The sequence below is a fragment of the Spirosoma daeguense genome, assembly GCF_054776875.1.
This window is the reverse complement of the sequence record NZ_BAAHBF010000006.1, coordinates 334265-350969: the sequence shown is the minus strand read 5'-3', so window position 1 is coordinate 350969 and position 16705 is coordinate 334265. Positions and strand designations below refer to the sequence as shown.

Annotated in this window: 10 protein-coding genes; 3 read left to right on the top strand and 7 right to left on the bottom strand. The window is 46.2% G+C overall.

The annotated features are described in order from the left end of the window. Positions 1 to 39: 39 nt before the first annotated feature. On the bottom strand, positions 40 to 543 hold the full coding sequence (locus tag ACYVD4_RS20695) for a hypothetical protein (RefSeq protein WP_460948975.1): 504 nt from the start codon (positions 541 to 543) through the stop codon (positions 40 to 42). Positions 544 to 944: 401 nt separating this feature from the next. Here ACYVD4_RS20695 and ACYVD4_RS20690 point away from each other — a divergent pair, with 401 nt between their 5' ends. Beyond that, a complete protein-coding gene (locus ACYVD4_RS20690; protein ID WP_460948973.1) occupies positions 945 to 1235 on the top strand; it encodes a hypothetical protein in 291 nt (96 codons plus the stop codon). A gap of 78 nt (positions 1236 to 1313) precedes the next feature. On the opposite strand, the gene ACYVD4_RS20685 is transcribed toward ACYVD4_RS20690, so the two are convergent. The 6 genes from ACYVD4_RS20685 to ACYVD4_RS20660 form a co-directional block, all read right to left on the bottom strand. After that, the gene (locus ACYVD4_RS20685) at positions 1314 to 4784 is read right to left on the bottom strand and encodes a VCBS repeat-containing protein (protein WP_460948972.1); all 3471 of its coding nucleotides are present in this window, start codon (positions 4782 to 4784) and stop codon (positions 1314 to 1316) included. A gap of 108 nt (positions 4785 to 4892) precedes the next feature. Continuing rightward, complete coding sequence (locus ACYVD4_RS20680; protein WP_460948970.1) at positions 4893 to 6434, bottom strand: RagB/SusD family nutrient uptake outer membrane protein; 1542 nt, start codon at positions 6432 to 6434, stop codon at positions 4893 to 4895. Between the two features lie 36 nt (positions 6435 to 6470). Further along, positions 6471 to 9980, bottom strand: a complete 3510-nt coding sequence (locus ACYVD4_RS20675; RefSeq protein ID WP_460948968.1) for a SusC/RagA family TonB-linked outer membrane protein — start codon at positions 9978 to 9980, stop codon at positions 6471 to 6473. Between the two features lie 11 nt (positions 9981 to 9991). Further along, complete coding sequence (locus tag ACYVD4_RS20670) at positions 9992 to 11002, bottom strand: FecR family protein (RefSeq protein WP_460948966.1); 1011 nt, start codon at positions 11000 to 11002, stop codon at positions 9992 to 9994. 81 nt (positions 11003 to 11083) lie between these two features. Further along, positions 11084 to 11701, bottom strand: coding sequence for an RNA polymerase sigma-70 factor (locus ACYVD4_RS20665; protein ID WP_460948964.1), 618 nt, complete (start codon positions 11699 to 11701; stop codon positions 11084 to 11086). A 261-nt stretch (positions 11702 to 11962) separates the two neighbouring features. Beyond that, positions 11963 to 13048: an AI-2E family transporter gene (locus tag ACYVD4_RS20660; RefSeq protein ID WP_460948962.1), complete on the bottom strand. Its 1086-nt coding sequence runs from the start codon at positions 13046 to 13048 to the stop codon at positions 11963 to 11965. A 327-nt stretch (positions 13049 to 13375) separates the two neighbouring features. Here ACYVD4_RS20660 and ACYVD4_RS20655 point away from each other — a divergent pair, with 327 nt between their 5' ends. After that, positions 13376 to 13711: a PadR family transcriptional regulator gene (locus tag ACYVD4_RS20655; protein ID WP_460948960.1), complete on the top strand. Its 336-nt coding sequence runs from the start codon at positions 13376 to 13378 to the stop codon at positions 13709 to 13711. Continuing rightward, positions 13708 to 16398, top strand: coding sequence for an ABC transporter permease (locus ACYVD4_RS20650; protein WP_460948958.1), 2691 nt, complete (start codon positions 13708 to 13710; stop codon positions 16396 to 16398). Before ACYVD4_RS20655 ends, ACYVD4_RS20650 begins: the two co-directional genes overlap by 4 nt. The last annotated feature ends 307 nt before the right edge of the window (positions 16399 to 16705 follow it).

Genomic DNA, 16705 nt, shown 5'->3' with positions numbered 1-16705 from the left:
TCGGTCTGCCAAAATTTATAATCAGTACGTTGGTTGTCGTTAAAACATGAATTCTGGAAAGGAATATTTATGGGTATCTTTTTCGGTCTGCCAGGGCGCAACCGGAAAGGTCCAGTAAGGTTGATCGTCGTTCAGAAAATGGCAATCGCCCCACTCATATTCGAATGGAATGGCGTTTTCGTTGGGGGTAAGAAGGGTGCCGGTTACCAGCGTCGTTTGTACGCTGCTCATACCGTTCTTGAAGAGTAATACTTTCTCAATCTGAAGGTTAGTTCCAACCGCAAGTGTACGAATGTGTTTTGCTTCATCATTAAGCGGGATGCCGGGCTCTGTTAGGGTATACGGGTTTATTTTAACGTCGTTCTGGTGATTTCTGACCAGCCACATTTTCCGTTTTAAGACCATCGTTTTTCCCTTGATTCCAGCAAATGGAGCTTTTCCGGTTACATCCTTTTTTCGGGTACGTAGTGCTATGTAAATTACGGCTATAAACAGCAAACCCAATAGAATAAGAATGATGACGATTTTGTGAAGCAGTAGCATAGGTAAGTAGAGGTGTTTATTCAAATAGACTGATTTTAGTAAGTTTACTAGAATAGGTTAATTGTATTCTTGAGCTATAATGAGAACCTTATTTTTCGATTACTAGCACGAGTATTTTAACCGTTGGGCAAATTTAATCACATTAGTTTTAGATTAAAAAGTTATTAAAAAGTCATTTTTCAGATTGAAAAAAAATGCTTCAGGGCTGCTGAGGGATCTTATTACGTCCGATCAACCAATGAGCCCGAAGGGCCGGATATTCGCAAATTTGAAAGTTTGGGTACACGTTCGTTTGCAACGGAAATAGCCATTGGTACGGCGGTCGATTTTCAGAATACTCTTGGTACAGCCGTAGTACAGCCCGTAAATTTGCTCGTGCACATTATCTTAAAAACTACTGGATGGAGCGGGTTCGAAACGTACCGGGCGTGAAAATCCATACTTCACTCAAGCCGCAATATGCCGGTGCTGTTGGTTTATTTTCCATCGGTGGTATGAAACCGGCCGAGATTGACGGGCAGTTGATGAATAAATACAAGATTCATACGGTGAGAATCGAGTGGGAGAATATTCGCGGGGTTCGGGTGACGACACACGTATATCACTCGCCCAAAGATTTAGATCGGCTGGTAACAGCAATTAAGGCCATTGCAGAGAAACAAGCGACAGCCAGTAAGCAGAAAAAAAGCTGAGGATAGGCATGCATCATGGTGAAGCTCGAAGTTTCGTCCGCGATACAATCGCGGACGAACAGAAACGCTACGTATAAATTATGGCTTCTTGTGATATCGATTTACCTGAATACCTTGTCCATTGATGGCTGTCAGTAATAGTTTAGTGTTTTCTGAAGTCGCTATAAGTTTAGAGGTTCGGGCGTCTCCTTGAATAAACAAGCCATTTTCCCGATTGGGGGAAACGTTGAAATTGCCGTGTCCGTCTCCCAGCAACAGCATCCCAATCGAAGCATCCTGGCGGCCCATATTTACTTCATTTGGGTGAAAATTTCCTGTTAACATTACGTCTAAATTTCCGTCCTGATTAAAGTCGTAGGGAACGATGCCGTAGATAGGCGATTGTTGAGCAAGGCGGGGGAGGGGTTTGATACGGAATTGTCCGTTTCCCCGATTTTCGATGTAAGCACTTTGCAAATAAGTTGCCTGTGTTTGATAAGCTCCTTTCAGGTCGTCGTCCGAAAAAAGATCAGCATACGTAACGGTAGCGTAGTCGGCATAATGCTGGTATTTCCGCCGATACTGAATTACTTGCTGGATAAGCGCATCGCGCGGCACGGCTGGATAAGAAGTTCCTTTTATATAATATCCCATAATTGGGTCGAACGTACCGTCGTTGTTAAAATCCTTGGCAGTCATTCTGACAGGCTCCCTTTCCGATGCTGAATAAAGAGTATTCAGCCCTTCATTTCCAACAATAAAGTCCATATCGCCATCATTGTCGAAATCTCCCTGAGCCAGACTCTGCCACCAACCAGTAGGCAAGGATAGCTTAGATGGCGAGGGTTGCAAGGTATAATTAACCTTACTTTTTCCAGCTCCCTGCAAAATCGTAATTGGCATCCATTCCCCCGCAAGTACCAGATCGGCCAGACCATCGCGGTTTGTATCAGTCCAGAGGGCACTGCAAACCAAACCTGCCTGCATCAGCCAAGGACATACTTCTTTTGTTACGTCGGTAAACTTGACCATGCCGTTTTGCTGATCGTTTCGGAGTAGATAGCTACGGGCTGGAAGTGGATATTGACCGGGAATCATTCGACTACCCACAAACAGATCCATATCGCCATCTTTATCAAAATCCTGTGCTACCACACATGAACCGCTGCCCGACAAATCGGGTAAAGAATTAGGCGGAGCCGGACTAAAATTGCCTTTGCCGTTGTTGAGGTATAGTTCATCCTGATAAAACGCTTTATCTGATGCAGGACGCTGACAGCCACCACGTACTACGTATAAATCCAGATCATGATCGCCATCCGCATCAAAAAGCAAAGCAGCCGTATCGTCGTGATCGGCCTGAATAGGAAAAGCTTTTTGCACAAAACGCCCCTGTTCTGTTTGTACCAGAAAACAGGCATGGCTACCCTGATACGTACCGCCTACAAAACAATCATCGAGTCCATCGCCATTGATGTCGCCCGTTGCTAATGCAAAACCACTACGTGACAGCATTTTATGTAAAGCGGCCGTCTGCTTGAAATCGACAAAACTGGTAGATAGCTGATGCTGAAAAGCTGGTTGGATCGGGGTTGCTACGTTTGTAAATAACGGTTGTGGAAACGATTTTTCGGGCGTTACGTTGTTGGCGTTAGCCTTTTCGTAGTCAAATGGTAGCGCCTGATCAACAGGAAGTTTATAACGAGTTTCGGTTTTTCCACCGGGCCATTCGATACGTAGTGAGTCAATCTGTTTGGTTTCTCCAAGGCCAAAATGAAGAATGGGTTCAACTGACGATTGAAAACCACGTACTACGGATAATTCGGCGTATTGCATTTGTCCATTCGCCCACAACGTAGCTTTCAAGCCAATACCCTGACGATTTCCCTGAGGGCCGGTAGCACGTATCGATACGTAGTGCGAATTCGATTGCTGGCGGGTGTGATTCTGGTAAATAAGTGATTCAGAATCAATAGTGTTGACTACTAAATCAAGGTCGCCATCATTGTCCAGATCGGCGTAGGCTGCGCCATTTGAATACGCCACAGAATTCAACCCCCACTCATTTGCTACGTTGGTAAACGACAAATCGCTGGTGTTGCGAAAAGCATAGTTTGGTACCTGTACTTCCGGGACTTTCTTCATTAACTCTTCCCGCTTTTCCTGCTGCACTTCCGTGGTACCGAACCCCGAAAACTCCTCGGTATACTGGATGAAATCACGATCTGTTACGTCCCGACGATAGCCATTCGTGATAAACAGGTCTTTATTTCCATCGTTGTCATAATCGGCAAACAGCGCGGCCCAGCTCCAGTCGGTTTTGGCAACGCCAGCCAGCAAGCCAATTTCAGAGAACAAAGGCGTAGTGCTTAGAGCAGAGGGCGAAGGGCTGTTCTTAGAAGATTCCCCATGCCCCATACTCCACGCCCTTTTCCCAACCCCCAAATTCAATTGCAATGAATTCCGCATGTACTGCATCTGGTAGTTATACGGAGGGTTGATACTTAACTCTTTACGGTCGTAATCCTGACCGGCCAGCATCTTTTTCTGTCGTTCGTTTTCTTCGGGCAGCATGTCGAGCTGAAAAATATCGGGTAGCCCATCGTTATTGAAATCAGCAATGTCTACGCCCATACCATATAAACTAGTATGAGCCGTTGCGTCGTGAATTACGTTGGCAAAAGCGAGCTCACTTCCACCGGCTGATGATTTTCCCTGATTTAGGTAAAGTATATCGCTGCTAATGAAGTCGTTGGAACAATAAATATCTGGGTAGCCGTCTTTATTCAGGTCACTAATGGCTAATCCAAGGCCCAGCCCTTCATAGCGAATGCCAGCCTGTTTTGATACGTTGGTAAACGTTGGATGACCTTTGGAGCCAAAACCATCGTTCCGATACAGTTTGCCGGTGCTGGGATACGTACCATCGTTGTAGGTTTGGCGGAGAATGTTCGGGTTTTGCAGATCGGGGCCTGTATTGAGGAGGTAAGCGTCTAAATCGCCGTCGAGGTCATAATCAAAAAAAGCCGTTTGAGTCGTATAAGCGTCATCGGCCAATCCATAGGCTTCCGCCATGTCGAGAAAAAACGGTTTTCCATTTTTTAGACCCTGATTAACAAAAAGCTGATTTTTCGAATTGGGCATTCCAGCATGTTTGGCCACACTTACGTAAATATCAAGCCAGCCATCGCCATTGAGGTCAATCATTGAAATTCCCGTACACCAACGATTGGTTGAAACGCCCGCCGATTCGGTGATGTCTTCAAATTTCCACTGATGAGTAGTGGAGTCTATCTGGTTGATATACAGCCGGCAGCTTACCTGATTTCCACCCAGAAAGATATCGGGTTTTCCATCTCTGTTCACATCGCCAATACCCACTCCGCCACCGCTGTAAAAGTTGGTGAATGTAAAAGCGTTGAGTGCATTGGTTTGTGTAAGTGTGTTGGTAAACGTAACGCTCGTCTGGCTGGATGGCATCGATTCAAACCGGGTTGGGTTGGTCTGGCGACAGGACGTAGTGAATAAACCTAAACTCACCAGTAAAACAGAGACAACAAATCGACGCATAGTACTCCTTTTTGTTACGATAAGTATTGGTCAGAAAAGCGAAAAGGAGCCATACTATAATGGACTCCCTTCGCTACTCTATCAAATCAACAGGTTGGTTGTTCCTGATTAATAGCCGGGGTTCTGATCGGCAGGTTCAATTTTCGGATTGTTGTCGACTTCGGTTTGCGGAATCGGTAGCAATTCGTGTTTCCCTTTCTGGAAGTACGAGAACGGTTCGGTCGTTAGTTTACCCGCTTTCCGCCAGCGCAGAATGTCGCGATTCCGAATTTGCTCACCGCTTAACTCAACCCGGCGTTCGTGAACGATAGCGGCAAAAACCTGATCCTTGGTACTGACCGGATAGGTAGCCGTTGGGTATGCAGGCATGGCTACACTTTTACGGGCACGCGTCATGTTCAGGTAATTAACCGCCGATGCAATATTACCAAGCTCATTTTCGCATTCAGCCATCGCCAGCAAGGTTTCGGCGTAACGCATAACCCGTTGGTTGATTCCGCCCGTCATGAACGACTGGTCGGTTTTGTACATCAACGAGAATTTCCGCCAGCTTACTTTCAACGTAGCACCACCCACCAGCGATGCGTTGCCATTTTGCGCGGCATCGGTCAGCGTGTTCTTGTCACTATTGTACTTGTCGCCGGTAAAATAGAACGACTTAGCGTAGCGAGGGTCGGTTTTGGCATCGCCTTTGGTCGTTTTCTCGAACTCGTTCAGAATGCTATTCGACGGAATGACGTTACGCCAGCCGATGGCCGAATACTCCTGCGTACGTACCGTTTCTGTACCTGCTGTGGCACCGTTACCATCGGCATCCCAGTTATACGTACCATTCGACGGATAAAAATTAATCTCCCAGATCGACTCTTTGTTGAACTCGGTTTCTTCCAGAAAATTGTCGCTGTATTCATCAACCAGACTATAAGTGCCCGACGTAATGATTTTCTGAAGTTCGGTTTTAGCGTTCGTGTAATCGGCTTGTTGCAGGTATACTTTAGCCAGTAGCATCTGGGCAGCTCCTTTGGTGGCACGACCGAAACTGGCGGCTTCATACGTAGCGGGTAGGGCATCCTGAGCCGCCTTCAGGTCGGCAATGATGAAATCATACACGTCTTTCTCCGGAGAACGGGCTAACGAGCCTTCTACCGACGTTACGTAGTTTTTATAAAGAGGCACACCGCCCCACATCGCAACCAGATCGAAATAAGCCCAGGCACGCAGAAAACGGGCTTCGGCCAGCAAACGGCTTTTAGTTGCGGCTGCCATGTCGGTCACTTTGGTCGATAGGTCGAGAACCGAATTGGCCCGGTGAATAAGCCGGTAATAACCTGCCCAAACGTTGCTCATTACCGCATTGCCGGGATCATGGCTTCCGAGCAGCAACTGGTTGCGGGGTGTTTCCAACTGCCCTCCGCCCGATGTTACGTCGTCGCTACGCAGGTCGTGCAGGAAAAACCATTCGCGTGAGGTCAGGAAGTTGGACTTGGCCGACGCGTAAATAGCAGTTACGGCGCTGGTTAGTTCGGTACCATTTTTATAGAAATTATCGACCGTTACACCATTCGGGTTCGATTTCTCCAGAATGTCGTCTTTACATCCGGAAATCAGGCCCAGAAATAAGATTCCAGTTATTAAAAATCCTTTTTTCATGTTCTTCTCAAATTTATTATCCAGAACGGAATGCGCTTAAAAACCAAAGTTTAACCCAACCTGCATCGTGCGTGGCTGCGGATATTGCCCGTAATCGATGCCATTGGTCAGCAGTGTGCTGGTATTCCCGGAGGAACCATTTACACCTATCTCAGGGTCTAGACCTGTGTATTTCGTGAACGTAAGCAGGTTAGTTGCTGATACGTAGACACGTAGTTTGCTCAGGGTATTTTTCGATATACGGTTCAGCAATTCGGTCGGTACAGTGTAGCCGATGCTCAGGTTTTTCAGACGCATATACGAACCATCTTCAATGAACCGGTCGGATGTACGGCTGTTGTTGTTAGGATCGCCATTTACGGCCCGTGGTACGTTGGTGTTCGTATTGGTTGGTGTCCAGGCGTTTAATACGTCGGTACCAGCGTTGAACAAACGTAGCATACCTTGTTCAATCACTTTCGTACCATTATAAATTTTGTTGCCCTGCACCCCTTGCAGATAAAGCGTCAGGTCGAAATTTTTATAGTTTCCACCGAAGTTGAGGCCGTAGCTGAATTTAGGAATGAAACTGCCCAGATACGTCCGGTCGTTTGCATTAATAACCCCGTCGCCGTTCAGATCTTTAAAGCGAATATCACCCGCCGATGTGTTTTTGGTCGGATCGTGCGCATCACGGGTAGCGGCCGGATTCTGACGAGGTGACGAATATACCTGATCAACCGACTGGAAAATACCATCGACCTGCCAACCATAGAACGACTGAATAGGCTGTCCTGCTTCCGTTTTGGTAATATCGAATCCGCCAAAATCCTGATTTAGACCCGAATAAATCGTAGCGCTGGGTGTCGCCAGGCTTAAGATTCGGTTCCGGGTAATATCGAGGTTGCCGGAAACATTCCAGCGGAAATTCCCTTGATTCTGATTGTAACCCACCTGAAACTCATAACCCCAGTTTTTCATGCTGCCAATGTTGGCCAGCGGGGCCGACGTATACCCGAGCGAACTTGGAATCGGTACGTTAAGCAACAGACCGTCAGTTAGGCGATTATAAACTTCAGCCGTAAAGGTGATTTTGTTATTAAACAAGCCCAGATCAACACCCACATTCGTCATTTTGGTTGTTTCCCACTTTAAGTCGGTGTTACCAATAGCGTTGAAGTAAGAACCCAGATTGCGGTCGGTTCCGAAGATGTAGTTGGTATTATCGGCCTGCACGAGCGACTGCCAGGCGTAGCTGCCAATACCGTTGAATCCGGTTTCGCCATAACTGGCCCGTAGCTTCAGTTCCGAAATGCTTGGAACGGATTTCAGGAAGCTTTCTTCACTGATCCGCCAGCCTACCGACGCGGAGGGGAAAGTACCCCATTTATTGCCAGGAGCAAAACGCGATGAACCATCGCGACGTACCGATGCACTTAACAGGTATTTGCCGCTAAACTCGTAGTTAACCCGTGCTACGTAGGAAATGAGCGCACTTTCATCAAGCGAACTGGTTGTTCCGGGGTTTGTAATGCCCTGTAAAACAGTAATGTCATTATTTGGGCGATAACCTGTAGAGTTAAGGTTTGAACTGCGGAATGTTTGCTGTTCCGCAATTACGGTTGCATTCAGAATGTGCTTGCCAAACGTTTTATCAAACGTTAACTGATTGGTTAGTATAGGCGAATAATAGAGCGTCCGATTGTCGTTTAGTTGTTGTTGCGGACGGCTCTTATAGCCATCGTTGTAGATAGGGAATATATCGTTGGTGCGAGCCGAAACAATATCTGCCCCAAAACTAAACCGATACTTCAGGAAATCGGTAAACTTGATCTCGGTGTATAGCGAGCCCAGTAGTTTAATACGTTGCGTATAGCTCTGGTCCATCAGGGCGATACGTACCGGATTGTCGGGGTCCGAACCATCGGCTGCCGTTGGCGAGCTGTAACCGCCGGGCTTGGTTGGGTCATTCACAGGCCAGTATGGGAGATTTCGGATGGTTTGCATGACAGCCGTACGACCACCGCCAAAACCTTGTTCACCCCGCATTTTATCATACGAAATCATCAGCGTTTGACCAAACGAAATGGCTTTGGTAATCTGATGATCAGAGTTGAGCCGAACGTTGCCGCGCTTGTAGTTGGTACCAATTAGAATACCTTCCTGATCGAAATAGCCTGCCGACGCAAAAAAGCGCGATTTCGCACCACCGCCCGACACCGAAACCTGATGCTGCTGAATCGGAGCGGTGCGGAACATAACACTCTGCCAGTCGGTATTGGTTTGCGCAAACGTTTGCGAAGCACCGTCATAGATTGGCGTATTCAGGTTGCCAAGCCGACCGGGAAGAGCGATTCCTGCATTGCCATTCAGGGCTGTTGCGTATTGAACGTATTGCTGCGTATTGAGTAGATCCAGGCGTTTCCAGGCACTCTGTGAACCAACGTATGAATCAAAATTAACGTGAAGTTGTCCGTCTTTAGAGCCCCGCTTCGTGGTAATGATAACCACACCGTTCGATGCCCGCGAACCGTAAATAGCGGCTGAACTGGCATCTTTCAACACCTCCAGCGACTCGATGTCTTTGGGATCTAAGTTATTCAGATCACCCGATGGAATGCCATCGATAACGTAAAGCGGCCCCGACGCAAAGTTGATGGAACCAATCCCCCGGATACGAACGATAGGTGCTTGACCGGGGCTACCATTGTTAACCACCCGAACACCGGGCACGCGCCCCTGTAAAGCCGATTCTGCACTAACTACAGGTAATGCCGTTAAATCTTTCGGTGTTACTGATGATACGGCTCCGGTTACGGATGCCCGTTTCTGAGTTCCATAACCAACCACAACTACTTCTTCCAGTGCCCGGTCGTCCTGTTGTAGCGTTACGTTGAGGATGCTACGTCCGTTAATTTGCATTTCCTGCGATACGTATCCAACAAAGCTGAAAACCAACGTAGCGTTAGCATCGGCGCTGAGTGTAAAATCGCCTTCGCTGTTAGTCGTAGTGCCACGGGTTGTTCCCTTAATGACAACGCTAACGCCTGGAATGCCCTGCCCATTGGCATCCGAAACTTTGCCCCTAATATCGGCCAGCGGGCGTTCGCTCGATAGCAGCGAATAACCGGCATTTTGCAGACGGGCTACGTTTACCGTACCAGAACTCAGTTCGTCGGGAGCTTGTTTGTCAAGCCCTTTTGATTCAATTTGATTGACTTTCGGCGAAACGCTTTTGTCAGATTCTTTGCTGGTAATTACGTAAAAGTTGTTTTGGATTTTTGCGAATTTCAGGCCCGTATCGTCCAGCAAATTCGTTAACGCATTCTCTAAAGACCATTTACGACGAGACGTCAACACGACTTTAATGTTGACCTGATCGGGGCGGTAAAGGAACGATACGTTATATTGTTTTTCTAATTCTGCCAACGCATCCTTAAGCATCAATACGTTACGCTCTTTGGGTTGCTGAGCATTATGGCGCGCGTTAAACGCCAATAGCTGAGCCTGGGTCGGTACGTTACCAACCAGCATCAAGCCCATTATACAGAATAGTAAGTGCTTCATATAAATTGGATTTACTCGATTATTACTTGGTTATTTTGCTGGGTAATAGTTAGGTTGAAAAGCCCTGACAGGCCTTTCAGGATTGTGGCTACGTTTTTACTGGGAATAGTACCCGAGAATTTCTGATTGCTTAACTTTTGATCCCGGATTTGAACATCGAGGCCGTAGGTGTCGTGAAGTAACGTAGCGATTTCGGCCAGTGTCGTGCCGTCGAAAATCAGCTTGTCCGTACGCCAGGATGAATGAGCCTGCGCATTAACGATCTTTTTATAAAAAACCTTATTCTGTTTATCGGCAAAGAACATCTCTCCCGGCTTCATGTCGAGGTGATTGTTCTGGTTATCAGCTACCTGTAACTGAATATGCCCTTCATTTAAGACCACTTTGGTTGCCTTCGAACGAGTGTACACATTGAAGCGTGTGCCTAACACTTCCACATTCATCTGGTCGGGCAAATGCACCCGAAAGGGCTGGTGGTTTTTGGTGTGAACCACCTCGAAGAAGGCTTCTCCATCCACCCATACTTCACGGGGTGTAGTAGCCTGCCAGTCTTTCACGTAGCGGATCGACGAGTTGCCGTTCATCGTAATTACCGATTGATCGGGCAAAACAATACGGCGTATCTGTCCATACTTGGTACGTTCGGTGTACCACGTATCGGCCTCGTTACGTTGGGTAAGCCACCAGGTTCCGGTAGCCAAGAGTAGCAGACTTACGGTAGCTGCAACCAGCCACGTCCATCGTTGCCCGAAGACGTTTCTGGAATGATCTGGAGTTGCTACGTCATAGAATGACCCATACAGTTTTGCCGATTTGCGCGCCTGAATCTGTGAGAAGAGTTGTTCTGCCCGTTGCTGATCGTCGGCTGTTGGCGAACTTGGCTGTAACGTAGCGAGGTCATTCTCCAGCAGTGTTTGTAATTGCTGTTGGCCTTCGTCAGTTGCCAGGTATTGCAGAACAATACGCGATTCTTCGGGTGTGCAGTTGTTTTGTAAATACTTCTGTAGAAGCTTTATATCCATTCGAATTTAGGAATAGTTCAACTTGTTCCTAAATGGATACACAATAGGCAGGCGAAAGTATGATTGGTTGAAGAAAAAAAATTAAAAAATAAATAGGATGCACAACGAGAGCAGCGCACTTTCCAGATCGGCGTGCTTACTCAGATAGTCTTTGATAAACTTGGTAGCCTGCGAAAACTGGAATTTTACCGTATTGACCGAAATAGCTAATTGTTGGGCTATCTGTTCGTTATTAAGCCCGTTGAACACCCGGAGCCGGAAAATCTTCTCCCGTTGAGGTGGGAGTTTCTTCAAACCCTGCTCCAGAATGGACCGATACTCCTGTAATTGATACGTATTGCTGGTCGAATCTTCGCCGACTAGCTCTGCTGAATCGTTATATAAATACTCCCAGATGGCGGCATGATTGTCCCGAATAATATTCAGAACATGGTTTTTCATGGTAACCGATAAAAAACTCTTGATTGAATATGCCTCGTTCAGCGTGTGGCGGTTATCCCAGAGTTTCAGAAAAACGTCCTGCACGGCATCGTCGGCCAGATCGGGGCTTTTCAAAAACTTCACCCCAATTGAGTGCAAATGTGTGAAGTATCGAAAATAAATCTCCTCAAACGCTTTTTCGTCTCCTGTTTTCAGGCGTAGCGAAAGAGCCGTTTCCGAGTCATGCTGCAAAATGGTTGGGCGTCTTCGGATGCGCATGAAGAGGATGGGTAGTGGTAGTGGTTGAGTCAATAAGACCAGTTTGGATAGCAAATTATAAAAATTTCTACCACAAATGGTTCTCTTTATAAAATTAAGAGGATTAAAATGGATAAAATGCTTGTAAGAAGTATCCTTAAATTAATACAAAGTTGTCGTTGTTAACAGTTTTAATGCTGCTACGTAGTACATTTTTCCACGTATCAGCCTTGGCCACGACGTAGTAGAATATGAATGCCGACCAGAAGTGAAATAAGCGTATCAGCGCGCAAAAACTTTCTTGAGTCTGGCTACCCAACCCGGCTCTTCAAGTTCATTTTCCAGTAAATATCGATAAGGGCTTAGTTCTGGTATGTGTGCGCATATAATACGGGTAACAGCAAAAAGCGGTTCGAAAAGAATCATGCCGGGAACTCCCCAAATCAGTTCGCCCAGTACAACCGCAATGATGGTGAATATGGGGCTTAGGTCTAATTCGGCCCCCATCACCAATGGTTCGATAATATTATTGTCGATCACCTGAGCCGATACCAGAACGGCAACTGTTGGAATCAACAAATCGGGCGTACCAGTGAGCAAGGCCATAAGCACCGGAAAAAAACCACCGACAAACGCGCCAACATACGGAATCAGCGTGGGCAGAACCGCAACCATACTCATCAAAATAGCTTTGTCGAGTCCTACTATAGAAAGGCCAATGCTATAATAAATGCCTAGAAAAGCCATTGAGAAAATACGCCCTGACAGGTAGCGGGCCGATACGCGGCTAATCTGGCCGAGTGCATCAGCCATAGCGGCTTTATTCTCTGCCGGAGTAAGCTTGAGAATGAAATTTTTATACTTTTCCCGTTTCCAGAGCAGAAAGAAAAGATAAAGCACGATAAGCACCAGTTCTGTTATAATCGTTCCCAGAACACCCATAAAGGCAGATATGGAACGGCCTGACGACTCTAGTAACGTAGCGAGTTTCTTTTTTATAAACTGCAACTGTTCTTCCGAACTAATGTCGAAACGTTGCTCAATCTGGGCTTGTAACTGATTGAATACCTTAACCAGTCGGGGAATATCTTCGGCGAAACTGGCTGCCTGTGCGTAGAGAACTCCCAGAAAAACAGCGATAAACAAGAGGAAAAGTAAAACGCATAGGAACGTAGCCCAGATTCGTCCGATACCCCATCGCTCTAATCGCCGACTAATCGGAAGAAGCAGCAAGGCCAGCAATCCTGCAAAGGCCAACGGTATCAGAAATGGACGGCCAACATACAGAATGAGCACACTTAAGACGGCAAATGCCAGAACCGCATTAATTCGGCTCAGCGGGATCAACTTCGTAAAATCAGGCTTCATAGATGGTGAGCTATCGGCTCGAAATTATTCCTCAGCGTGGTATACTGGCATGAGCCGGTTAAACCTATATCTCTGAAACTGTCATCAGGACGGGAAGTTTTAACTCATATTTATAAGACTAGCTCACCTAGTTCTATAATATCTCTGATCAACAGAGTTAGCGCGCTCGTCTGCGATTGCATCGCGGACGCTTGAAAACAGCCTATAAATTCATCGTAGTGATTACCAAAAACAATGATTCTAAATTTTACATACAAATACTGAATTAATCATTTTTATTTTACATACATTTGATGAATTAATAGCATTGTCTGAAAATTATAGCCAATGAAAGGAGAAAATCTGGGTGAATTTGAGGAACTGGTTCTGCTAACCATTGCCGCACTGGTGAACGATGCGTATAGCGTAGCCATTTGCGATGAACTGGAAAAACATACTGGCCGGGGTGCTAAACTGGGCGTAGTACATGCCGTTCTGAATCGACTGGAAGAAAAGGGGCTGGCAAAAAGTCGGATGGGTGAAGCAACCAGTGCGCGAGGGGGCAAACGTAAACGCTATTACGAAGTCACGCATGCGGGCAAAGTGGGTCTGGTAAAGGCCAGAGAAGCTCGTGAATCGCTGTGGAATAGTATTCCCGGTTTTAATCTGGAAGGCTCGATATGAAACAGGTAACCAGCGCCCAAAACCAGCCCAAATCCGAACGTAACGCAGAAATGAGGCACACCATCGACAAAACTAGTAAGCCACCCCGGTTGGCGCAGCGGCTGCTAAACTGGTACTGTCGGCCGGAGATTGCAGAAGATTTACAGGGCGACCTGAATGAATATTTTGAGCGTAATCTGAAAACAAAAAGTCTTCGCCGGGCGCGGCTCATTTACTGGCTCGACGTACTGAAATTCTTTCGACCCTATACTGTCCGTAAACTCAATTTCATTCACCTTTTCATTCACTGGATCATGCTAGGCAGCTATCTCAAAACGTCCCGACGGAGTCTGGTACGTAACAAACTGTTTTCATTTATCAACATAATCGGGCTGGCTGTCAGTATGTCAGTTGGTTTGCTGGTTATTGGCTTTGTTACGGATTTACGTTCCTACGACGATTTTCAGGAAAAGAAAGACCGAACATATCGGGTAATTACTACGTATAAAACGCCCGAAATACCGCCTGTAGAGTTGGCTTCTACGTCAATAAAAATCGGAACCAGCATTCGTAAGAACGTAGCAGGTGTAGAAGATGTAACGATTCTACGTAGTGGTTTCTGGAGTGATGCTACGGTAGGCGAAACAACCCTGCCGCTCGGTGCTCTGTGGGCCGATGCTTCCTTTTTCAACGTGTTCACATTTCCCATGATTGAAGGCAATCCGGCAACGGCGTTGAAAGAGCCTTATTCGTTGGTATTGACCGAAAAAACGGCGAAAAAGCTATTTGGCGAAGAAAATCCCGTAGGTAAAACAGTCCGGTTCGATACGTTGGCTTACAAAGTGACGGGACTATTGAAAGATATTCCAAAACTGTCGCACATGCAATTCGAAGCGTTGGTTTCGTTTGCAACTGTCGATGCACAGCATGGAGCAAAAGACCCTAGTTTTTATAGTTGGGATAACATCTGGCAGAATTATGTGTATCTGACATTGCCAGAAAATAGCGCGCCCGAGCCGATGTTGGCCAGTTTAACTAACATAAGCAAAGCAGAAAATGCACAGCTTACCGGACATAGATCGGTGAACGTAACGTTGCAGCCGCTCAAGGAAATAGCACTTGGCCCGAAGCTCGAAAATCAGATAGGACCGAATCTGATTCCTTTAGTAGTCTGGATTCTGGCGGGACTAGCCTTTATTATTATGCTGTCGGCCTGTTTTAATTACATGAATCTGTCCATTGCCCGGTCGCTACGTCGCTCGCGCGAAGTGGGCATTCGTAAAATTATGGGTGCTTTGAAAAGTCACGTACTGGGCCAGTTTATGACCGAATCGGTACTTATAGCCCTGATGGCGCTTGTTTTTTCGTTTGTGCTGTTTCTGTTTTTACGCGGCCAGTTTCTTGCGCTCGATCCGAAGCTCAGCGAACTGGTTGCTCTGGAGATGTCTCCAGAAATGATTCTTTACTTTATCATGCTGGCTATTGGGGTGGGTTTGGTAGCGGGCTTTCTGCCAGCCGTGTATTTTTCCCGAATCAACGCACTTCAGGTCATCAAAGACGTATCGGCCCTGAAAGTATTCCGACGAGTTACGTTGCGTAAAGCCTTGATTACGATTCAGTATACTTTTTCGCTGGTCTTCATTGCTACTACGTTGGTTGGCTACTCGCAGTATCGGGGTTTTCTGTCGTTCGATTTGGGGTTTACTACCGATAATATTCTGAATATCAATTTGAAAGGTAATAAGGGCGACGTACTGAAAAAGCATCTGGCCGAAATTCCGGAAGTAACCGAACTGTCTAAATCAATGATGATAACTAGCCTGGGCAGTATGCATGGCAGCACCATGAAATACACCAATCCGAACGATTCGGCAATGGTATGGCTCAATATGGTTGATGAACAGTATTTACCCATTCATAAACATAAACTGCTGGCGGGCAACAATTTTCGATTACGTCCTCAGAAAGGGGAGGAGAGTGAAGTGATCGTTAATGAGCAGGTCTTGAAACGGTTCAATATAGCCAGACGAAATCCCGAAAAAGCCATCGGCGAGCGTGTAACTGTGGATAAGAAAAAACTGACCATTATTGGGGTGCTGAAAGATTTTCATTACGGCACTATGGACAAGCAGATTGAGCCCGTTATACTACGTTATTCGGCGGAACCCAGTGGCTATCTGAATGTTAAAATTGCCTCGTCAGATTTACCGGCTACAATGGCTAAAATTGAGAATGTCTGGCGGGAAATTGATAAAATACACCCGCTCGAAGCCAAATTCTATAACGATCAGATTGAACATGCCTATCGTCAATTCTCGGTTATGATTAAGGTGATTGGCTTCGTGGCTTTTCTGGCGGTTTGTATCGCCTTTCTTGGATTGCTCGGCATGGTGGTATTCACTACCGAAACCAGATTGAAAGAAATTAGTATTCGCAAAGTGCTGGGTGCGAGCGAAGAAGGCCTGATTTTTCTATTAAGCAAAGGCTTTTTGGGCTTATTGTTGCTAGCCGCTCTGGTAGCCCTTCCGGCAACCTATCTCTTCTTCGACCAATTTTTGCTGACCAAATTTGCTTATCATCAACCCGTTGGCCTTACTGAACTGCTGCTCTGCGTGATTATTGTACTGCTGCCGGCCATTTTGATGATTAGTTCACAAACGCTACGTGCTGCCTGTAAAAATCCGGCCAACGTATTAAAAAGCGAGTAAGCCAAATTGAGAATTATAGAAATACTCCAATGCCCGTTCGTAATCATATCGCGAACGGGCATTGGACTTAAAACGGATTCATTTATAAATCTGCGCAAGCCTAATTAGCTAGTTATCAATTAGTACTACTATTGCGCATTACCCCCACTCTCCGGAGGAACGGTGGGGGTAATGCGCAATAGTTCGTTTAAAATGGTACAAAATCTTCAGTATGAATACAAATGGGAGTATATGTTGGCAAATGCATCCGAATAGTAAATAATAACTTACATTAATGTGAGTACCTGTATTTTCGTTTTATCGAACG